Genomic DNA, 20,099 nt, shown 5'->3' on the forward strand with positions numbered 1-20,099 from the left:
GCCGCTACCCCACCGGGGTCTCGGCCGGGTCGCGGAGGTCGGCCGGCTCGTCGTCCGGATCCTCCTCCGGCGGGGCCCCGCCCTTGATCATCCAGAGCACCGAGGCGAGTTCCTCGGGCTTGACCAGCACGTCGCGGGCCTTGGACCCCTCGGAGGGTCCGACGATGTCGCGCGACTCCATCAGGTCCATGAGTCGGCCGGCCTTGGCGAAGCCGACCCGGAGCTTGCGCTGCAGCATCGAGGTGGAGCCGAACTGGCTGGACACCACGAGCTCCACGGCGGCGAGCAGGTCGTCGAGGTCGTCGCCGATGTCGGCGTCGATGTCCTTCTTGCCGTCCTCCTTGGCGGCGGTGATGGACTCGTCGTACTCGGGCTCGGCCTGGTTCTTGGCGTAGTCGACGACTTCGTGGATCTCCTCGTCGGTGATGAACGCACCCTGCATACGGATGGGACGCGAGGCACCCATCGGGATGAAGAGGCCGTCGCCCATACCGATGAGCTTCTCCGCCCCGGCCTGGTCGAGGATGACCCGGGAGTCGGTGAGCGAGGACGTGGCGAACGCCAGACGGGACGGCACGTTGGTCTTGATGAGGCCGGTGACCACGTCGACGGACGGCCGCTGCGTGGCCAGGACGAGGTGGATGCCGGCGGCGCGGGCCTTCTGGGTGATGCGGACGATCGCGTCCTCGATGTCGCGGGGCGCGGTCATCATGAGGTCGGCCAGCTCGTCGACCACCGCCACGATGTACGGGTAGGGCCGGTAGACGCGCTCGCTGCCGGGCGGCGTCGTGATGGCTCCCGACTTCACGCGCTCGTTGAAGTCGGTGATGTGGCGAACGCGGGTGGACTTCATGTCCTGGTAGCGCTGCTCCATCTCCTCGACGAGCCACGCGAGCGCCGCGGCCGCCTTCTTGGGTTGGGTGATGATCGGCGTGATGAGGTGCGGGATGCCCTCGTACGGCGTGAGCTCCACCATCTTGGGGTCGACGAGGATGAGGCGGACCTCGTCCGGGGTGGCCCGCGTGAGCAGGGACACGAGCATCGAGTTGACGAAGCTCGACTTGCCCGAACCGGTGGAGCCGGCCACCAGGAGGTGCGGCATCTTGGCCAGGTCGGCGGTGACGAAGTCACCCTCGATGTCCTTGCCCAGTCCGATGAGCATCGGATTGTGCTTGCTGGCGGTCTTGGGGTCGGTCAGCACGTCCGCCAGCCGCACCAGTTCGCGGTCGAGGTTGGGCACCTCGATGCCGACCGCGGACTTGCCGGGGATCGGCGCCAGCAGCCGCACGTTGTCCGTGGCGACCGCGTAGGCGATGTTGCGGTGCAGGGCGGTGATCTTCTCGACCTTCACGCCGGGGCCCAGTTCGACCTCATAGCGCGTGACGGTCGGGCCGCGGGTGAATCCGGTGACGGCCGCGTCGATCTTGAACTGCTCCAGGACGCCCTGGATGGCCTCGATCATCTGGTCGTTGGACTCGCTGCGCGCCTTGGGCGGGTCACCGGCCGTGAGCAGGCTGACGGGCGGCAGGGCGTAGTCCACGCCGTTCAGCAGCTGGGTTTGGGAGTCGAGCCGCTCCGCGTCGCTCTCGGAGGCGGTGTGGGTGGACGGGACGTTGGTCTGCGGGACCGCGGAGGTGTCCACCGACGGTGTCGAGGCGGCACGTCCGGGCGCGGTGGCCGGCGAGGACGGGGTGGCCGAGGCCGGCGGGCCGGCGGGGGCCTCGTCGGCGTCGCCGCCCGCGGGCAGGACCTCGGTCCTGCGGGGGGTGCGCTTCGGGCGTGCCGGGGCCCGGGCCGGTGCCTCCGGGGGGAGGTCGGCGACCTCCGGTGCCGCCTCGGGCTCGGCGGATGGCCGCGAGGCGCGGGGCATCTCGACCGTCTCGCCCGCCGTGGGGGTATCGGACCACGCGGCGATCCGGCGGCGGGAGCTGCGCCGCGTCGCCGAGCGCTCGGTCTCGGACGCCCGCGTCGTCTCCGCGATCGGGTACGCCGTGGTCATCTCGTCGTCCCAGTCCTCGTCGGAATCGACGTAGTCGTGGTCGACGATGTCGCCGCTGCCGTCCCAGCCGAAGAACCCGCGGACGATCCCGGGGATCTCGCGCGCGGGCCGCCCCACCATCACCAGGATCCCGAACGCGACGAGCAGCACGAGGAGCGGTACCGCGACGAAGACGGACAGGCCGGCTTCGAGCGTTCCACCGACGATCCGGCCGAGCACCCCGGCGCCGGACCGCACCCCGTCGGGATCGGTCGGCGAGCCGGACCCCAGGTGCCACAGTCCGAGCACACCGAGAGCGGCGACGGTCGTTCCGACCAGCCATCGCGAGTGCACGTCGGGACGGGGTTCGCGGGCCATGACGAGCACGCCCCATCCGCCCAGCAGGAGCGGCAGGAGGGCACCGGGGGTGCCGACCACCGTCCGGATCCCGGTGTCGATCCAGTGGCCGATCGGACCGGCCGCGCCGAACCACACGGCGCCGACGAACACGATCGCCACGCCGATGAGGATCAGGCCGAGACCGTCACGGCGGTGCGGCGGGACCACCTTGTCGTCGTCATCCCCACCCCCGAGGCCACGGACCCCGTGGCCGACACCCTTCGCCAACGCGGACCACCCTCCGCGCAGCCCACGCCCCACGGCACCGAACGCACCCGAGGTGCGTTCCGGCGCCGGGGCAGCGGTACGAGGACCGCTGCGGGTCCCCTTCTTGGGGGTCGAGACGACCGCACCGCGACGGGAACCGCCACCCCGCGACGACGACGGGGTGGACTTGGTCGATCGCTGTGCTCCCGAGGTCGAAGCCGGACGTCGGCCGCCGGGGGCACGGGTGGAGCGCGTGCTCGAGCTGGATGCCATGGCCGTCACTCTATCGTCTGGAGCACCACTGGTAACAGCAGCCACACGGGGGTGGGGTGGTTCAGATGCCGCGTGGGACGGCTTCGAGCGCGTCGATCCCCCGCTGGGCACCGGAGATGTCGATCTCGACCTCGTCGCGACCGAACGTCCACAGGAGGAACTCGACGGGATCCGCCGTGATGCTCACCAGCGGGGCGAGCGCCGCGCCCGTCGAGACCGACGCGATCGTGGCCGATCCCACGTGGGCCGGGGTGCGCAGGTCGACGCGGGCCGCGACCTTGCGCAGGAAGGTCTTCGCCACGGTCGTGGCGAGGGACCAGACCCGTTCGAGGTCGTCCACCTCGAACTCGCGGGGTGCCCACCCGGGGCGCCCCCTGCGCACGTCCTCGTGGTGGACGAGGTACTCGGCCAGGTTCGCGACCCGGTCCGCGTAGCGCAGCGGTGAGTACCAGGGAGCTCCCCCGGCGATCGTGTCGAGCAGGTCTTCCCACGGGCGCTCGGCCTCCCGCAGGCGCAGGTGCTCCATCCGGTCCGCGAGGGCGGGGACGACTATCCCCGCCGCCGCGTCGGGTCGGTACTCCCGCACGACGAGGTGTGCGGCCAGGTCCCTGGTCGTCCAGCCCTCGCACAGCGTCGGGGCGTCGGGCCCGGTGGCACGCATGCTCTCCACGAGAGCGCTGCGCTCCCGCTGCGCGAGGGTCTGACGGCCGGGACTCACCGGACTCAGCCCTGCGCGACGGCGGAGGTGATGACCGTGGGCACGATCATGGGCTTGCGGCGCCACTTGTCCGACACCCACCGACCGACCACGCGTCGCACGGCCTGGGCGAGGCGGTACGGATCGGTCTCGCCCTCGCCGGCCAGGTCCCACAGGGCGTTCTCCACGAGTTCGACGACCGGGTCGAGTGCGCCGGGCTCGTCGGTGAAACCCTTGCCGATGATCTGCGGCTTGCTCACCGGCCGGCCGGTACGTGGGTCCACCACGACGGTCGCGACGATGAAGCCGTCCTCGCCGAGCGCGGTGCGGTCCGCGAGGACCGTGTCGCCGACGTCGCCGGTGGACAGGCCGTCGACGTACAGGTTGCCGACCGGGATCTGACCGACCACGGACGCCTTGCCGTCCACGAGGTCGACCACGACGCCGTTCTGCGCGAGGACGACGTTCTCCTCCGGCACCCCGGTGGCGATCGCCAGGGCCTTGTTGGCGCGCAGGTGCCGCCATTCACCGTGCACCGGCATGGCGTTCTTCGGTCGTACGGCGTTGTAGACGAAGAGCAGCTCGCCCGCGTCCCCGTGGCCGGAGACGTGGATGTTGGCCTCGCGGCTGGTCACCACGTTCACACCCATCTGGGACAGGCTGTTCTGCACGCTGAAGACGGGCTCCTCGTTGCCCGGCACGATCGACGAGGAGAACAGCACGGTGTCGCCCTCGGAGAGGTTGATCTGCCGGTGCTCACGACGGGCCATCCGGGAGAGCCCTGCCATGGACTCACCCTGGGTCCCGGTCGTCATGACGACGACCTTCTCCGAGGGAAGCTTGGCGGCCGTGTCCATGTCCACGATCACCTTGTTCGGATCGGTGAGCAGGCCCATCTCGAGGGCGATCTCCATGTTCCGGATCATCGACCGACCGGTGAGCGCGACCTTGCGACCGCTCGCGGCGGCGGCCGCGATGACGGACTGGACGCGGTAGACGTTGGAGGCGAAGCAGGCCACCACGACGAGCTGACGCGCGTCGGAGATGAGCCGCTGGAGCGCGGGACCGATCTCCGACTCCGAGCGACTGACCCCCGGAGTGGTGGCGTTGGTCGAATCCATCAGCAGCAGGTCGACGCCCTCGTCGCCGAATCGCCCCATCTTGGGCAGGTCGGTGGGGCGCTTGTCCGTGGGCAGCTGGTCGAGCTTGATGTCACCCGTCATCATCACCGACTGGCCACCGGCGCGGATGACCAGGCCGAGGCACTCGGGGATCGAGTGGTTGACGTCGAAGTAGCGCACCTCGAACTTGCCCAGGGTGCTCACGCTGGACTCGTCGACCTCGCGGAAGACCGGCTTGATGCGATGCTCGCGGCACTTCGCGGCCACCAGCGCGAGCGTGAACCGCGATCCGATGACCGGGATGTCCGGGCGCAGCTTGAGCAGGAACGGGATCGCCCCGATGTGGTCCTCGTGGGCGTGGGTCAGCACGAGCGCCTCGACCTGGTCCAGACGATCCTCGATGTGGCCGAAGTCCGGGAGGATGAGGTCGACGCCGGGCTCGGTCGAGCTCGGGAAGAGGACGCCGCAGTCGACGATGAGCAGCTTCGAGTCGTACTCGAAGGTCATCATGTTGCGGCCGATCTCCGTGACGCCGCCGAGCGCCACCATGCGCAGCGCACCCTTGCGGGGCTTGGGCGGGCTGGGCAGGCGGACGGTCATGTCGCCGCCCTGCATGGTCTTCACGCCACCGAACTCGGCGGTGGAGGTGTCGCCGCGACCCCGGCCGCGTCCGCTGCGACCACGGCCGCCCTTCTGGCCGCCCGAGTTCTGGCCGCCGTTCTGGTCGCCGCCCGACGATCCGCCCTTGGCGCCCGAGGACGACCCCCTGCCCCGGCCACGCGATCCGCCCTTGGGCGAGTCCTTCTGGCCGCTGTCCTTCTGGCCGCTGTCCTTCGGGCCACTGTCTTTCTGGCCGCTGTCCTTCGGGCCGTCGCCCTGCTGGTTCCTACCCTGCTGGGGCTGGTCCTGCCTACCCTTGGTCCGATCGGAGCGTCCCTGCCCCGCGTCTGCGGCGGGGGCGTCGGCTACCGGGGTGGGCTCGGTGAACTGCACGGCGGTCGTGGCCGCCGGCTCTCCCGAGGGCCGTCCTGCGGCACGTCGGGTGCGGCCGCGTCCGCGGCCGGTGGAGGTACTTTCCGTCATCTGGTGACTCCTGCTCTGTGCAGCAGCGCCGCGAGGGCGTCTCGCTGCTCGTCGGTTGGTGGTAACTGCGGGAGTCGCGGCACACCGGCCGGGACCCCGAGAAGTTCTAGTGCTGCTTTGGACATCGACACACCTCCGAGCGCCCGCTGGGCGTCGAAGAGAGGGAGGAGTCCGAGGTTGATACGTCGTGCCGTCTCGATGTCGCCACTCAGGTACGCACGGCGCAGGTTGACCAGCCGTGACGCGGCCACATGGCCGATCACGCTGACGAACCCGGTCGCTCCGACGGCCAGCCACGGGAGGTTGAGTTGGTCGTCCCCCGAGTAGTAGACGAGGTCGCAGTGGGACATGACGGTGACGGCGTCGTGGAAGTCGCCTTTCGCGTCCTTGACCGCCACGATGTTCGGGTGGTCGGACAGACCGATCAGGGTGTCCGCCTGGATGGGGACCACCGATCTCGGCGGGATGTCGTAGAGCATCACGGGCCGGTCGGTCGCGTCGGCGATCGTCCGGAAGTGGACGTCCAGACCTGCCTGGGTGGGCTTCGAGTAGTACGGCGTCACCACGAGCAGTCCGTGCGCCCCGGAGGCAGCGGCCTGCTTGGCCGCGTGCACCGAGTGCGCGGTGTCGTACGTACCGACACCCGCGACGATCGTCGCCCGGTCCCCCACTTCGGCGAGGACGGTCTCGAGGACCGCGATCTTCTCCGCGTCGGTGGTGGTGGGCGATTCCCCCGTGGTGCCGGAGACGACGAGACCGTCGCACCCCGAGTCCACGAGATGCCGCGCGACACGTGCGACGGCCTTCAGATCGACGTAACCGTCGGACCCGAACGGGGTCACCATCGCCGTGACGACCGTGCCGAACGGCGCGGGGCGCCCTGTATCGGCGGGGACCCGGCCACGGTCGGTCGGCGCTTGCCGGCCGACAGGGCCCCCGGTGGTCACGTGTGTCATGGTCTCCCAGACTACCCGCAGTACCCGGCAGACCCCGATTCCCACCCTGGGGGCGTCGTCATCCCTCGAGAACGTAGGGGCTGACCGCGATCTCCGAGCCGTCCTCCAGCGTGGCGATCTCGAAGTCCGAGAACACCGCCGGCGCCGCCTCGCGGAGACGACGGAGTACGTCGATCGCCAGGCCCCGGATCTCGGTGTCGGCGTGCTCGGTTGCGCGCATCCCGATGAAGTGGCGCCACGAGCGGTAGTTCCCCGTCACGACGATCCGGGTCTCGGTGGCGTTCGGTAGCACGGAGCGGGCGGCCTGCCGGGCCTGCTTGTGCCGCAGCATGGGGTTGGGCACGTCCGCGAACCTGTCCTCGAGCTTCGCCAGCATCTCCGCGTAGGCGTCACGGGAGGCGTCGGTCGCGCGCCGGAAGATCTCGACGAGCTCGGGATCGTCCGCTATCGCCGGTGGGGGCACCACCTTCGAGTCGTGCTCGGGGACGAAGCGCTGGGACAACTGGCTGTAGGAGAAGTGGCGGTGCCGGATCAGTTCGTGGGTGCACGAGCGGGAGATCCCGGTGATGTAGAACGACACACTCGCGTGCTCGAACACCGACAGGTGCCCGACCTCGAGGATGTGCCGCAGATACCCGGCGTTGGTCGCGGTGCGCGGATTCGGCTTCTCCCAGCTCTGGTAGCAGGCCCGCCCCGCGAACTCGGCCAGCGCGGATCCGCCCTCGGCGTCCGTCTCCCACTCGACCTCGTCGGGCGGGATGAACTCGGTGTGCGCGACCAGGCGGACCTGCCGGCGGACGAGCTCGGACATCGCTTGACTCCTTCGATGATGTGCCCGGCGGTTCAGCCGAGCAGATGTGCGGCGACGGTGGCCGCGACCTCGGCGGCGGTGTCGAGATCCTGGCGTCCGGGTTCGCCGGTCAACTGGACTGCGGGGGCGACGGCCTGCAGTCCCCAGCCGGTGGCGATCCGTTCGACCGAGGTGACCGCTCCCGCGGTGTCGTTGTCCCCGTGCACGCACAGGGCGTACGGCCGGCCTGCCACCGCTCCTTCGCAGGTGTAGTAGGTGCGGTCGAAGAAATGCTTGAGCGCGCCGGACATGTACCCGAAATTGGCCGGGGTGAGCAGGACATAGCCGTCGGCACGCAGGACGTGGTCGTCGGTGGTGGCCAACGCGGGGACGGACTCGACCGCGATCCCTTCGAGTTCGGGATGGTCGAGACCGGTGACGAGTGCTTCGAGAATGCGTCGTAGGCGTGGTGACGGGGCGTGGTGCACGACCAGTACCGTGCTCATCCCAGCCCCTTCCCCGAGGTGAGTTCCGTCTCGCGCAGCCCGATGGCGGCCTTCATGACCTCCCGGGCGCGGACGCGGTCGCCGGCGTGGTCGTAGGCCCGCGCCAGCCGGTAGGTCGTCCGCCAGTCATCGGGGGCGGCCTGGTACTCGGCGCTGACCCGGTCGAACAGCGCGTCCGCCGCGTCATGCTGGAGCCGACCAGAGGGGCGTCGCTCCATGTCCGCGACAGCGAGCTCGATGCCTTCCGCCGCGGCGGCGGCCGAGATCCTCTGGAGTTCGAGACCGTTGCGGACGATGGCCCAGGTCGCCCAGGCGCCGACGCCGGTGAGCAGGATGATCCCCGCCCCGAGCCCGCGCACGGCCAGATAGTCGGAGGCGCTGACCATCGACCAGCCGAGGTACAGCAGGTACCCGAAGGCCACGACCAGGCCCAGCGCCGTGAGGGCCATGACCAGGGGCTTGACGATGCGCTCCACGGCGGTGGTCCTAGAGGTCCATGAAGGAGTCGAGCCCGACGGTCAGGCCCGGGGCCCCGGCGATCGAGCGGACCCCCAGAAGCACCCCGGGCGCGAACGAGGTGCGGTCCAGCGAGTCGTGCCGGAGGGTGAGGGTCTCCCCCTGCGTCCCGAGCAGCACCTCTTGGTGGGCGACGAGGCCCGACAGTCGCACCGAGTGCACGCGGATCCCGTCGACGTCGGCGCCGCGGGCCCCGTCGAGTTCCGTGGACGTGGCATCGGGCGACGGCCCGAGCCCCGCCTCCCGGCGAGCCGCCGCCATCATGGCGGCGGTGCGGTGGGCCGTCCCCGACGGCGCGTCGGCCTTGTTGGGATGATGCAGCTCGACGATCTCGGCGGACGGGAAGTACTTCGCGGCCTGGACCGCGAACCGCATCATCAGGATGGCACCGATGGCGAAATTGGGCGCGACCAGTACACCGGTCCCGGGACTGTCCTCCAGCCACCCCCTGAGGGTGGCGAGACGGTCCTCGGTGAACCCGGTGGTGCCGACCACCGCGTGTATGCCGTTGGCCACGCAGTACTCGAGGTTGTCCATCACCACGTCCGGGTGGGTGAAGTCCACCACCACCTCGGCACCGGAGTTGACGAGCGCGTCCAGCGGATCGCCCTGGTCGACCTCCGCGACGAGTTCGAGGTCCTCCGCGTCACGGACGGCCTCACAGATCGCCGTCCCCACCTTGCCGCGTGCGCCGAGCACTCCGACCTTCGTCACCGTCATCGTCTCCTCACGTGGTCCTCGTCGAGCCCGTCCAGCCTATCCGCCGACGCGCCCGAGCAGTCCAGCCGCGCCGTCGCCGGGCATCCCGGGGCCGACCGCCGCCAGACACCACGGGGCGGACTCGTCGGTCCAGTAGGCGGCGACCTCGTCGCAGGTGACCCGACGGAGCCTGGCCACCGATTCCTCGACGGGGACCACCGTGTCGCGGTCCAGGAGGTGTCGACCGATCCGCGTCATGCGGGAGAGTGGATCGTCCAACCCGAGCCTGATCGACCCCGTGAGGTGGCCGATCGCCCGACCCACCTCGTCGGCGGCGGGCGGCGCGGCCAGCATCCCGGACACGACCTCGCCCACCTCGTCGCACAGTGCGTCCACCCGGTCGACCGGGGCGCCGGCCACCACCGTGAGCAGACCGGTCGGCCGGAACTGGTCCATCCCCGCGTAGACCGTGTACGCCAGACCGAGCTCCTCGCGGATGCGTTGGAACAACCGGGAGCTCAGTCCCCCGCCGAGAACCGCGGTGCCGACCTGCGCCGCGGCTCGGTCCCGGTGATCACGGGCCGGGGTTCTGCGGGCGAGGGCGATCAACGCCTGTTCGGAGTCGTCGTCCTCACCGGTGAGCACGGACGTCGCCGCCCACCCGGGGACCCCCGCTCCCGGTACGGTGTCGCCACCGCCGGTCGCGGTCCCGAGATCGGCGCCGTCCCGCGACGTTCCGTGGCGGGAGACCGCCGCCGCCAGTGGCCCGGCGGCGATCCGGCGCACGAGGGCGTCGTGGTCGAGACGCCCGGCCGCCGCGACAACGACGTCGCCGGCACCGAGCATGCGTCGGTGGAATGCCCGTAGGGTCTCGGCGTCCAGCGCTTCCACCGACTCCTCGGTCCCGATGATCGGGCGGGCGAGCGGGTCGCCACCGAGAACCGCGCTGGCGACCAGTTCGCAGGCGAGGTCCTCGGGGTCGTCCGCGCGGCCGGCGAGCTCGTCGAGCACGACGTCACGCTCGATCTCGACGTCGGCGGGGTCACAGGATCCGTTGGCGACGACGTCCACCAGGATGTCCACCGCGGTGTCCAGCCCCTCGGCGGGGACGTGGACGTGATAGCAGGTGTGCTCGCGTCCCGTGAAGGCGTTGAGGTCACCACCCAGCAGGTCGATACGCTGGGACAACTCCAGACCGGACGCCGAGCTGGTGCGCTTGAACAGGACGTGCTCCAGGAAGTGCGCGGCGCCGTGTTCCCCGGGGCCCTCGTCCGCGGATCCGGACCCTATCCAGACACCGACCGCTGCGGTGTGGCACCACGGTAGGTCCTCGGTCACCACACGCACGCCCGGGATCGACCGGTCCACGCGGATCGTCGGGTTCACGGCCCTTCCCTTCTGTCGACGAACGAGGCACGCACCCCGCGCGCGGGGTGCGTGCCTCGTGGGGTGCCGGGCGCCGCGGGCGGCGGGCCGGCGGGTTCTCAGTCGTCGTTGCCGGAGTCCGCGTCGGCTCCACTGTCCGAGTCGTCACCGACCGGGACCAGACTGATCTTGCCGCGGTTGTCGATGTCGGCGATCTCGACCTGCATCTTGTCGCCGACGTTGACCACGTCCTCGACCTTGCCGACGCGCTTGCCCTGGCCCAGCTTGGAGATGTGGACCAGACCGTCGCGGCCCGGCAGCAGCGAGAGGAAGGCGCCGAACGGGGCGGTCTTCACGACCGTGCCGAGGAAGCGCTCCCCGACCTTGGGCAGCTGCGGGTTGGCGATGGCGTTGATCTTGTCGATCGCGGCCTGGGCCGACTCGCCGTCGGTGGCCCCGATGTACACGGTGCCGTCGTCCTCGATCGAGACGGACGCGCCGGTCTCCTCGGTGATCGAGTTGATCATCTTGCCCTTGGGCCCGATGACCTCGCCGATCTTGTCGACCGGGACCTTGATCGCGATGATGCGGGGCGCGAACGGGCTGAGCTCGTCGGGCTCGTCGATCGCCTCGGCCATCACGTCGAGGATGGTGAGCCGGGCCTCACGCGCCTGGGTCAGCGCACCCGCGAGCACCTCGGAGGGGATGCCGTCGAGCTTGGTGTCGAGCTGCAGGGCGGTGACGAACATACCCGTGCCGGCGACCTTGAAGTCCATGTCGCCGAACGCGTCCTCGGCACCGAGGATGTCGGTGAGGGCGACGTAGCGCGTTTCGCCGTCGACCTCGTCCGAGACGAGGCCCATCGCGATGCCCGCCACGGGCGCCTTCAGCGGCACACCCGCGTTGAGCATGGACAGCGTCGACGCGCACACCGAGCCCATCGACGTGGAGCCGTTGGAGCCCAGCGCCTCGGAGACCTGACGGATCGCGTAGGGGAACTCCTCGACGCTCGGCAGGACCGGCACGAGGGCGCGCTCGGCGAGGGCACCGTGGCCGATCTCGCGACGCTTGGGCGAACCCACCCGGCCGGTCTCACCGGTGGAGTACGGCGGGAAGTTGTAGTGGTGCATATAGCGCTTGCTGGTCTCGGGCCCCAGCGAGTCGATCTGCTGCGCCATCTTGACCATGTCGAGCGTGGTCACACCCATGATCTGGGTCTCGCCGCGCTCGAACAGGGCTGAACCGTGGGCGCGCGGGATGACCTCCACCTCGGCGGACAGCGCGCGGATGTCCCGGACCCCGCGACCGTCGATCCGGAAGTGGTCGGTGAGGATCCGCTGCCGGACGATCTTCTTGGTCAGGGACTTGAACGCCGCCCCGACCTCACCGAGCCGGTCGGCGAAGCGCTCGGCGAGCTTGTCCAGCACCGTGGCCTTGAGCTCGTCGGTCGCGGTGTCGCGCTCCTGCTTGTCGGCGATCTGCATGATCTCGCCGAGCTTGGCCTCCGCGACCTCCGCGACGGCGGTGTACGCGTCGTCCTGGTACGGCGGGAAGAGCGGGAACTCACGCGGGGTGCCGGGCGCGGCGTTTGCGAGCGCCTGCTGCGCGGCGCACAGCTCGGCGATGAACGGCTTCGCGGCCTCCAGACCGCTCGCCACGACGTCCTCCGTGGGCGCCTGCGCACCGCCGGCGACCTTCTCGATGACGTCCTCGGTGGCCTCGGCCTCGACCATCATGATCGCGACGTCCGCGCTGTCACCGGAGCCGACCACGCGGCCGGCCACGACCATGTCGAACACGGCCTCGGAGAGCTGCTCGACCGTCGGGAAGGCGACCCACCGGCCGGCCGGGTCGGCCGCGGTCGGGATGAGTGCGATCCGCACGCCACCCACCGGACCGGAGAACGGCAGGCCCGACAGCTGGGTGGAGGCGGAGGCGGCGTTGATCGCCACCACGTCGTAGAGATCCTTGGGATCGAGGCTCATGACGGTCACGACGACCTGGACCTCGTTGCGGACGCCGTCCGCGAAGGTCGGGCGCAGCGGCCGGTCGATGAGACGGCACGTGAGGATGGCGTCCGTGCTGGGCCGACCCTCACGACGGAAGAACGATCCCGGGATGCGACCGGCGGCGTACATCCGCTCCTCGACGTCCACCGTCAGGGGGAAGAAGTCGAAGTGCTCCTTGGGGTGCTTGCCCGCCGTGGTGGCGGACAGCAGCATCGTGTCGTCGTCGAGGTAGGCGACGACCGAGCCGGCGGCCTGCTTGGCCAGGCGTCCGGTCTCGAAGCGCAGTTCGCGGCGACCGAAGTCGCCGTTGTCGATGGTCGCGACGGTCTCGAAGACACCGTCCTCGACCTCGACGGCAGTGTTCTGTGGCATGTGTGTCCTGTCGTATCGGAGAGTGTGGGCCGCACGGCGGAGTCGTCCCGCCGGGGCCACCGGGCGACACGTCAGGGGATCCCGGTTCGACCTCGGTCTTCGATCGAAGCGGCCGGACCTCTCGCTCCGCACGACACTCGCCGCGGGGAGTCGGGTTCCGGCGGCCACTACCGAGGACCGCCAATCGGACCTGTCGACCACCCCGGCACGTGTGCACCGGCTGCCCCGAGGCTATCAGGGAAAATCGCCCGGGTCACCGGGCGCGCGGGCGCGGCCGCCCCCGCCGCCGCACTCGGAGAGAAACGCCGACCCCCGCCCGGTCGATCCGGGCGGGGGTCGGCGACGTGCGGGGTCCACGCGTCAGCGGCGCAGTCCGAGGCGCTCGATCAGCGAACGGTAGCGCTGGATGTCGACCTTGGCGACGTACTTGAGCAGACGACGCCGACGGCCGACGAGCAGCAGCAGGCCACGACGCGAGTGGTGGTCGTGCTGGTGGGTCTTGAGGTGCTCGGTGAGCTGCTGGATGCGCCGGGTGAGCAGCGCGACCTGGGCCTCGGGCGAGCCGGTGTCGGACTCGTGGATCCCGAACTCGGCCAGGACGGCCTTCTTCTCTTCGGTGCTGAGCGCCATGGGTACTCCTGGTTGTTCCAGTCCGCGATAATGTGAGACCCCGCCGCCGCGGACCGCAGCGGAGCCGACTGACCAGGCTACCAGGACGGCGACCGGCGGCCCCAATCGCGCTGCGGTCGACTCAGGCGCCGAGGACGCCTCGGGTCCTGGCGACGTCGCGGTCCATGGCCTCGAGCAGCTCGTCGACGGAGGCGAACTTGACCATGTCGCGGACGTGGTCGACGAAGTCGACCGCCGCCAGGCGTCCGTACAGGTCGGCCGACTCGTCCAGGACGAACGCCTCGACGCTGCGGGCGGAGTCCCCGAACGTCGGGTTGGTGCCGACGGAGATCGCGGACGGGTAGCGCCGTCCCGGGACGATCGTGCCGTCGACGGGGCCGTCGTCGAGCACGGTGAACCACCCGGCGTACACGCCGTCGACGGGCACGGCGGTGTACTCGGGCAGGTCGAGGTTGGCGGTGGGGTAACCCAGGTCCCGCCCCCCGCGGCCGGCACCGTGGACCACGACGCCCGAGACGCGGTGCGGTCGGCCGAGGACCTCGGCGGCGCCGGCCACGTCGGCCTCGGACAGCAACCGGCGGATACGGCTGGAGGAGACGGTCTCTCCCCCGGCCTCGAGCAGGTCGACGATCTCGCAGACGATGCCGCGGTCGGCGCACAGCTCGCGCAGGGTCTCCGGGGTACCGGCCGCGCGTCGACCGAACGTGAAGTTGCGCCCCACGGTGACCGCGCGGGCCCGCAGGCCGCGGACGAGGACCCGGTCCACGAACTCGTCGGGCTCCCACGACGCCATCTCGCGGTCGAACGGCAACGCGAACACGGCGTCGATCCCGAACCCGCCCGCGAGCTCGGCACGCCGCTCGAGGGGGGTGAGGACCGACGGGTGGGTCCCCGGCCTGACGACCTCGACGGGGTGGGGGTCGAACGTCACGAGGACGGGACTCGCGCCCAGGTCCCGGCCGTGGCCGACGGCGCGGTCCACCAAGCTCCGATGACCCCGGTGGAGCCCGTCGAACACGCCGAGGGCGACGGAGGTCCCGCCGTCGGGGATCACGATCTCGTCGAACGTCCGCCACAATTGCACGGCGACCACCTTACGCGCGGCGTTCACAGGCCCGCCGGGCGCATGACCACGACCGGAGCGGCACGCCGCCCCGATTCCGAGACCAGCGCCGCGACCCGGCCGTCCGGGCCGACGGCGGCGACGACCCCGGCGTCACCGCGGGCCTCGAGCCATCGGCCGTGGCGCAGTCCCTCCGCCTCGTCGGCGTCGATGTCGCGTCGGGGGAACGCGGTCAGCGCGGCGGAGTCGAGGTCCAGCGACAGTGTCGGATCGGTCTCCAGCTGGTCGAGGGTCCGTGCCACGTCGAGACCGAACGGCCCGACGTGGGTGCGGCGCAGCGCCGTGAGGTGACCGCCGACCCCGAGGGCGGAGCCGAGGTCCCGGGCGAGCGCGCGGATGTAGGTTCCGGTGGAGCAGTCGACGACGACGACGAGGTCGACCACCGCGCCGGAGCGGGTCCGCTCGAGCACGTCGAACCGGGAGACGGTGACCCGCCGTGGCCGGAGCTCGACCTCCTCCCCCGCCCGCACGCGGTCGTAGGCCCGCCTCCCGTCCACCTTGATCGCGCTCACCGCGGACGGGACCTGGTCGATCTCCCCGGTCAGGGCCGCGACGGCCGCGTCGATCGCCTCGTCGGTCACGGCGGAGGCGTCGGTGGTCGAGGTGGTCTCCCCCTCGGCGTCGTCGGTGGTCGTGGTCTGGCCGAGACGGATGGTGGCCTCGTAGGACTTGGTCTCCAGTGCCAGCAGTCCGAGCATCTTGGTGGCGCGTTCGATGCCCACCACGAGCACCCCGGTGGCCATCGGGTCGAGCGTTCCGGCGTGGCCGACCTTGCGGGTGCCGAAGTAGCGCCGGAGCCGTCCGACGACGTCGTGGCTACTCATGCCCCCCGGCTTGTCGACGACCACCAGGCCGGGGTCGGGAGCGGGGCGGGGGTCGGGTCTGCGCGGCGTCACGGGCCCACGCTATCGACCCCGGCGGGCCGCAGCACGATCGCCGAGGCCACGTACCCGTCCCGGACGGCCCAGCGGCCCCGGAACTCGACCAGATCGGGCCCCCCGTCCACGGCATGGCCGTCGACGAGGATCCGCGATCGCAACGTGCCGGTGACCACCTCGTCGTCGTCGCCGTCCGGGACCAGGGTGATGTGTGCGTCACCGAACCCCAACCACCGGTTGGTGAGCGGGAACCACGCCTTGTAGGTGGCCTCCTTCGCCGTGAACAGCAGCGCATCCCAGGCGACGTCCGCGACCTCGGCGCGTGCCGCACGCACCCACGCCGCCTCCTCTGGCAGGGAGACCGCCTCGAGGACGCCCGCGGCCAGCGGTGCGTGGCGTTCCACGTCCAGCCCGAGCGACCGGACGCGGGCGGTCGGCGCCAGCGCGGCGGCCCGCAGCCCCTCGGTGTGCGTGAGCGTGCCCACCAGGCCCGACGGCCACACCGGCATGCCCCGACCCCCGCGCAGGACGGGGCCGGCGGGGACGCCGAGCCTCGACATGGCCTCCCGGGCACACGCACGCGCGCCCGCGAAGTCGATCCGGCGCCGCTCGACGGCGGCCCCGATCTGCTCGACCTCCACCGGGTACAGCGACGCCAACAGCGCCGCGTCGTCCAGGCCCAGCTCGGCGTCGGTCACCCCCACCACGTCGGGCGGGAACAGGTCGTCGATCACCGTTCGTCCTCCAGGTAGGGACCGGTGTCGGCGGGCCGGGCGATTCTCGGCATCCCACCGTCGCCGCGGACCCACCGCACCTGCGGACCGTCCGGCGCCGGGAGGATCTGACGGGTGAGCGGGTCGGGCCGCCCACGCCCGTTCCACTCCCTCGGGTATCCCAGTGAGACCTCCTCGAAGCGCACGCCGTCGTGGACCGTGGTCCGCGGGATGTGCAGGTGCCCGTAGACGCACGCGATGGCGCGGTACCGGCGGTGCCAGTCGGCGGTCTGATCGGTCCCGCACCACAGCGCGAAGTCCGGGTGCCGCAGGACCCGGGTGGGGTCCCGCAGCAGCGGCCAGTGGTTGACGAGCACCGTCGGGTGCGCGGGATCGAGGCGGGCCAGCCGCGTCGTCGTGCCCACGAGACGGTCCCGACACCAGGCGACCGCGTCACCGTAGGGGGCGGGGTCGATGAGGAACTCGTCCGAGGCCACGACGCGACGCTCTCGTGCACCGGCCAGGGCCTCCGCCCGCGACTGCCCCGCGACCCGCGTCCAGCTGTAGTCGTAGAACAGGAACATCGGCACCACCCACGCGGGCCCGCCCGGTCCGGTCCACAGGGGGTACTCGTCCTCCGGGGTGTCGACCCCGATGGCCCGGCACGCCTCCACCAGCCGGTCGTACTTGGTGGTGGACGTGATCCCCGCGTCGTCGCGGCCGATCCACAGCTCGTGGTTACCGGGCGCCCAGATCACCCGTTCGAAACGCGCCGCCAGTCGCTCGAGCGCGTCCACGACGTGGTCGACCTTCTCGGCGACGTCACCGGCCACGATGAGCCAGTCCCCCGGGTGCGCGGGGTGGATCTCGTCCACGACGTCCGCGTTGCCCCGGTGTCCCACGTGCAGGTCGGACACCGCGCGCAGGCTCGGTTGTACGCCCGTCACCCCGTCGGTCATCCGTCCACCTCCTGCAGGGCCCGTGAGCCCGGCGTCTGCGCCCCCAGCACCATCCACCGGTCGCCGCGCACCCGGGCCACCACGGCGATCAGTCGGAGACCGACGAACACCCCCATCCCGACCCAGATCCCCGGCAGCCCCCACCCGAGGTACCGGGTGACGAGCAGCACGGGCAGGAAGCCCACCAGCGCCGCGACAACGGTGCTGGTGCGCAGGTACGCCGCGTCACCGGCGCCCAGCAGCACACCGTCGAGACCGAACACCACCGCTGCCGGGATCACCACCACCGCCATCCCGATCAGGGCGACGACCAGTCGGTCGGCCACCCCGGGATTCCCGGACAGGAGCGCTGCCAGGGGTGCTCTGAACACGGCCGTCAGCAGGGCGAGGGCAGCACCCAGACCCAGTGACCACACCACGACGGCACGTGCCAGCGCCCTGCCGTGGGCGGCGAGTCCCGCGCCGAGCGCGGCGCCGACGAGCGACTGGGCCGCGATCGCGACCGAGTCCAACACGAGCGAGTACAGCGCCCACAATTGCTGTGCGAGGTGGTGCGCCGCGAGCGAGTCGACCCCGGCGGCGGCTGCCGCGGTGGTGGCGACGGCGAAGGTGATCTGGAACGACGCGGTGCGGATGATCAGGTCCACGCCCATGCGGAGCTGGCTGACGATCACGGCGCGCCGGGGCCGCAGCGACCCCGGACGCTCGAGGACGAGCGCCACGAGGAAACCGGCGGCCATGAGCAGTTGACCCGCGAGGTTCGCCCACGCACTCCCGACCAATCCCAGCGCCGGGGCCGGCCCCAGACCGGGGACCAACACCACGCACCCGGCGGTCGACACGCCGATGCCCACGCCGACGAGCACGAGCGGGGTGCGCAGGCGCTGGACGCCCCGCATCCAGCCGTGACCCGCCGACGCCATGAGGATGCACGGGATGCCCCACACGGCCACCCCGAGCCATTCGGCCGCGCCGGCGGCCACGTCCGCGTCCGCGGCGAGTACCCGGGTGATCGGCCCCCGCAACGCCAGTACGGCGGCCACCACCAGCGCGCCGACGGCGACGGCGATCCACGTCGCCTGCACCCCCTCGGCCACGGCGTCGCCGCGGCGGCCCGCCCCGTGCAACCGGGCCGATCGGGCGGTGGTCCCGTAGGACAGGAAGTTCATCTGGGTACCCAGCACCAGGAGGACGAGGGCTCCCACGCCGAGCGCGGCCAGGTCCTCCGGTCCCTGGCGACCGACGATGATCCCGTCGACCAGGAGATAGACGGGCTCGGCGGACAGCACCGGCAGGACCGGCAGGGCGATCGACCAGAGTCGGCGTCCGATCGCTCCCAGCCCGACGGCCGGATCGGGCCCGGTGTGCGTCACGTCAGCCGAGGAGTTCACGGAGCCTCGTGCTGATGGTCTCCACATCACCGCGCATCGTGCAGCCGGCGGCCGACGGATGACCGCCGCCCCCGAGCTCTGTCGCGATGGCCGAGACGTCCACGACGTCTGCGCCCGGGCCACCAGGACGCGAGCGGAGGGAGACGGCCCACTCGCCGGGGAGATACTCCTTCAACAGCACCGCCACCCGGGCCTCCCGGACGCCGCGGAGATGCGAGACGAGGGACTCCACGTCGTCCTCGTCCGCTGCCGAGATCACCTCGTACGGGACGGCCAGCCACACCGATCCGCGCCCGCCCACCGCATCGGCTTCCAGACGCACCGTCGTCAACAGCCCGCCCAGCACCCGCAGCCAGGCGAACGAGTGCGCGTCGAGCAGGGCATGTGTGAGTTCGGTTGATTCCGCGCCCGCGGCCAGCAGTCGTCGGGCGGTCTCGTGCGAGTCCGCGCCGCCCCAACGGAAGGATCCGGTGTCGGTGACGAGCCCGGCGTAGAGGCTCGTGGCCGTCACGGCGTCGACGGGGAACCCGCCGGCGTCGAGCACGTCCAGGACGAGTGACGCCGTGGACGCGGCGTCCGGGTCGAGCAGCATGTGGGAACCGAATCCCGGATTGGACCGGTGGTGGTCGACGACGAGGACCTCTGATGCCGCGTCGGCGAGCCGGTCCCACCGGCCCGCCCGGTCCGGGCTCGCGCAGTCCAACGTCACGACGAGACCCCGATGGGCGGGCACCTGCGCGAGGGGCACCACCCGGTCGGTACCCGGGATGGCCCCCATCGCCTCCGGGACGACGCCGGGATCGAACGAGTGGTGGACCGTCACGCCCCGCGCACGCAACGCGCGGGCGAGACCGGAGGAGCTACCCAGTGCATCCGCGTCCGGGCGGACGTGGCACAGCACGGTCACCTCGCGGTGACGGGCCAACACGTCCGCCGCGCCGGCGGCGTCCACCGGTTCGGTCACCGATCGTCGTCCTCCGGCCGGTCCGCCTCCTCCGGCTTGCGGTAGGGGTCCTCGTCGCCCGCCGGGCGGGCTCCCTCGGCCACGCGCCGGACCTGTTCGTCCTGCGCCCGGGCCTTGGCGAGCAGCTCTTCCATCTGGCGCGCCGCGTCCGGGACCGAGTCCAGCACGAAGGTCAACTCCGGGGTGAACTTCACCCCGGTCTGTTTACCGACCATCGTGCGCAGGCGGCCCCGGGCGGCGGTCAACGCCGCCTCCGCGGCCTCGTGGTCCGGCTCCTCGTCGAGGGTCACGCCACGAACCGTGTAATACAGGGTCGCCACCCGCAGATCCGCGGTGATCCTCGAATCGGTGATCGTGATGAACTCCAGGCGTGGGTCCTTGATCTCGTGCTCGATAGCCGTCGCGACGATCTCGCCGATCCGCTTACCGAGCCGTCCCGCGCGTCCCTTACCGGTCATGGCGATCCTCCT

18 protein-coding genes are annotated in these 20,099 nt (G+C 71.3%); all 18 read right to left on the reverse strand.

Annotation, left to right across the window (positions count from 1 at the left end; genetic code table 11):
* Positions 1 to 4 precede the first annotated feature (4 nt).
* The 18 genes from AB5G72_RS09330 to rbfA all read right to left on the reverse strand — a co-directional run bounded on the left by AB5G72_RS09330 (position 5) and on the right by rbfA (position 20,087).
* Positions 5 to 2,866: a DNA translocase FtsK gene (locus AB5G72_RS09330; protein WP_440219724.1), complete on the reverse strand. Its 2,862-nt coding sequence runs from the start codon at positions 2,864 to 2,866 to the stop codon at positions 5 to 7.
* A 52-nt stretch (positions 2,867 to 2,918) separates the two neighbouring features.
* The gene (locus tag AB5G72_RS09335) at positions 2,919 to 3,575 is read right to left on the reverse strand and encodes a TIGR03085 family metal-binding protein (protein WP_185950448.1); all 657 of its coding nucleotides are present in this window, start codon (positions 3,573 to 3,575) and stop codon (positions 2,919 to 2,921) included.
* Positions 3,576 to 3,580: 5 nt separating this feature from the next.
* The gene (locus AB5G72_RS09340) at positions 3,581 to 5,758 is read right to left on the reverse strand and encodes a ribonuclease J (protein WP_440219725.1); all 2,178 of its coding nucleotides are present in this window, start codon (positions 5,756 to 5,758) and stop codon (positions 3,581 to 3,583) included.
* Complete coding sequence (gene dapA / locus AB5G72_RS09345; RefSeq protein ID WP_185950446.1) at positions 5,755 to 6,714, reverse strand: 4-hydroxy-tetrahydrodipicolinate synthase; 960 nt, start codon at positions 6,712 to 6,714, stop codon at positions 5,755 to 5,757. Before dapA ends, AB5G72_RS09340 begins: the two co-directional genes overlap by 4 nt.
* A 58-nt stretch (positions 6,715 to 6,772) precedes the next feature.
* Positions 6,773 to 7,525 carry an FAD-dependent thymidylate synthase gene (gene thyX / locus AB5G72_RS09350; protein WP_067717719.1) on the reverse strand — a complete coding sequence of 251 codons (753 nt, stop codon included), beginning with the start codon at positions 7,523 to 7,525 and terminating at the stop codon, positions 6,773 to 6,775.
* Positions 7,526 to 7,557: 32 nt separating this feature from the next.
* Positions 7,558 to 8,010 (reverse strand): flavodoxin family protein, encoded by a 453-nt coding sequence (locus AB5G72_RS09355; protein ID WP_067717716.1) that lies wholly within the window; start codon positions 8,008 to 8,010, stop codon positions 7,558 to 7,560.
* Positions 8,007 to 8,486 (reverse strand): hypothetical protein, encoded by a 480-nt coding sequence (locus AB5G72_RS09360; RefSeq protein ID WP_440219726.1) that lies wholly within the window; start codon positions 8,484 to 8,486, stop codon positions 8,007 to 8,009. Before AB5G72_RS09360 ends, AB5G72_RS09355 begins: the two co-directional genes overlap by 4 nt.
* Positions 8,487 to 8,496: 10 nt before the next feature.
* Positions 8,497 to 9,246: a 4-hydroxy-tetrahydrodipicolinate reductase gene (gene dapB / locus AB5G72_RS09365; RefSeq protein WP_185950444.1), complete on the reverse strand. Its 750-nt coding sequence runs from the start codon at positions 9,244 to 9,246 to the stop codon at positions 8,497 to 8,499.
* Positions 9,247 to 9,282: 36 nt separating this feature from the next.
* On the reverse strand, positions 9,283 to 10,611 hold the full coding sequence (locus AB5G72_RS09370; RefSeq protein ID WP_440219727.1) for a M16 family metallopeptidase: 1,329 nt from the start codon (positions 10,609 to 10,611) through the stop codon (positions 9,283 to 9,285).
* Positions 10,612 to 10,709: 98 nt separating this feature from the next.
* On the reverse strand, positions 10,710 to 12,971 hold the full coding sequence (locus AB5G72_RS09375) for a polyribonucleotide nucleotidyltransferase (RefSeq protein ID WP_440219728.1): 2,262 nt from the start codon (positions 12,969 to 12,971) through the stop codon (positions 10,710 to 10,712).
* Between the two features lie 360 nt (positions 12,972 to 13,331).
* Entirely contained in the window at positions 13,332 to 13,601 is a 270-nt protein-coding gene (gene rpsO / locus AB5G72_RS09380) for a 30S ribosomal protein S15 (RefSeq protein ID WP_185950441.1), read from the reverse strand.
* Positions 13,602 to 13,722: 121 nt separating this feature from the next.
* A complete protein-coding gene (locus AB5G72_RS09385) occupies positions 13,723 to 14,712 on the reverse strand; it encodes a bifunctional riboflavin kinase/FAD synthetase (protein WP_440219729.1) in 990 nt (329 codons plus the stop codon).
* A complete protein-coding gene (truB, locus tag AB5G72_RS09390) occupies positions 14,709 to 15,620 on the reverse strand; it encodes a tRNA pseudouridine(55) synthase TruB (protein WP_154827638.1) in 912 nt (303 codons plus the stop codon). The genes AB5G72_RS09385 and truB overlap by 4 nt, the downstream gene beginning before the upstream one ends.
* A complete protein-coding gene (locus AB5G72_RS09395) occupies positions 15,617 to 16,336 on the reverse strand; it encodes a 4'-phosphopantetheinyl transferase family protein (RefSeq protein WP_440219730.1) in 720 nt (239 codons plus the stop codon). Before AB5G72_RS09395 ends, truB begins: the two co-directional genes overlap by 4 nt.
* Positions 16,333 to 17,274 (reverse strand): metallophosphoesterase family protein, encoded by a 942-nt coding sequence (locus tag AB5G72_RS09400; RefSeq protein WP_440219731.1) that lies wholly within the window; start codon positions 17,272 to 17,274, stop codon positions 16,333 to 16,335. The genes AB5G72_RS09395 and AB5G72_RS09400 overlap by 4 nt, the downstream gene beginning before the upstream one ends.
* The gene (locus AB5G72_RS09405) at positions 17,271 to 18,692 is read right to left on the reverse strand and encodes an MATE family efflux transporter (RefSeq protein WP_440219732.1); all 1,422 of its coding nucleotides are present in this window, start codon (positions 18,690 to 18,692) and stop codon (positions 17,271 to 17,273) included. Before AB5G72_RS09405 ends, AB5G72_RS09400 begins: the two co-directional genes overlap by 4 nt.
* Entirely contained in the window at positions 18,649 to 19,629 is a 981-nt protein-coding gene (locus AB5G72_RS09410) for a DHH family phosphoesterase (protein WP_440219733.1), read from the reverse strand. Before AB5G72_RS09410 ends, AB5G72_RS09405 begins: the two co-directional genes overlap by 44 nt.
* On the reverse strand, positions 19,626 to 20,087 hold the full coding sequence (gene rbfA, locus AB5G72_RS09415) for a 30S ribosome-binding factor RbfA (protein WP_067717687.1): 462 nt from the start codon (positions 20,085 to 20,087) through the stop codon (positions 19,626 to 19,628). Before rbfA ends, AB5G72_RS09410 begins: the two co-directional genes overlap by 4 nt.
* Positions 20,088 to 20,099: the final 12 nt, after the last annotated feature.

This window comes from Dietzia sp. MNB45 (assembly GCF_051994785.1).
Lineage (GTDB): Bacteria > Actinomycetota > Actinomycetes > Mycobacteriales > Mycobacteriaceae > Dietzia > Dietzia kunjamensis.

Bases quoted from the DNA above. Each gene is read 5' to 3' on its own strand.
- AB5G72_RS09405 (WP_440219732.1), bottom strand. From the start codon at position 18,692: ATGTGGAGACCATCAGCACGAGGCTCCGTGAACTCCTCGGCTGACGTG.
- rbfA (WP_067717687.1), bottom strand. From the start codon at position 20,087: ATGACCGGTAAGGGACGCGCGGGACGGCTCGGTAAGCGGATCGGCGAG.
- AB5G72_RS09355 (WP_067717716.1), bottom strand. From the start codon at position 8,010: ATGAGCACGGTACTGGTCGTGCACCACGCCCCGTCACCACGCCTACGA.
- AB5G72_RS09400 (WP_440219731.1), bottom strand. From the start codon at position 17,274: ATGACCGACGGGGTGACGGGCGTACAACCGAGCCTGCGCGCGGTGTCC.
- rpsO (WP_185950441.1), bottom strand. From the start codon at position 13,601: ATGGCGCTCAGCACCGAAGAGAAGAAGGCCGTCCTGGCCGAGTTCGGG.
- dapA (WP_185950446.1), bottom strand. From the start codon at position 6,714: ATGACACACGTGACCACCGGGGGCCCTGTCGGCCGGCAAGCGCCGACC.
- thyX (WP_067717719.1), bottom strand. From the start codon at position 7,525: ATGTCCGAGCTCGTCCGCCGGCAGGTCCGCCTGGTCGCGCACACCGAG.
- AB5G72_RS09340 (WP_440219725.1), bottom strand. From the start codon at position 5,758: ATGACGGAAAGTACCTCCACCGGCCGCGGACGCGGCCGCACCCGACGT.
- AB5G72_RS09375 (WP_440219728.1), bottom strand. From the start codon at position 12,971: ATGCCACAGAACACTGCCGTCGAGGTCGAGGACGGTGTCTTCGAGACC.
- dapB (WP_185950444.1), bottom strand. From the start codon at position 9,246: ATGACGGTGACGAAGGTCGGAGTGCTCGGCGCACGCGGCAAGGTGGGG.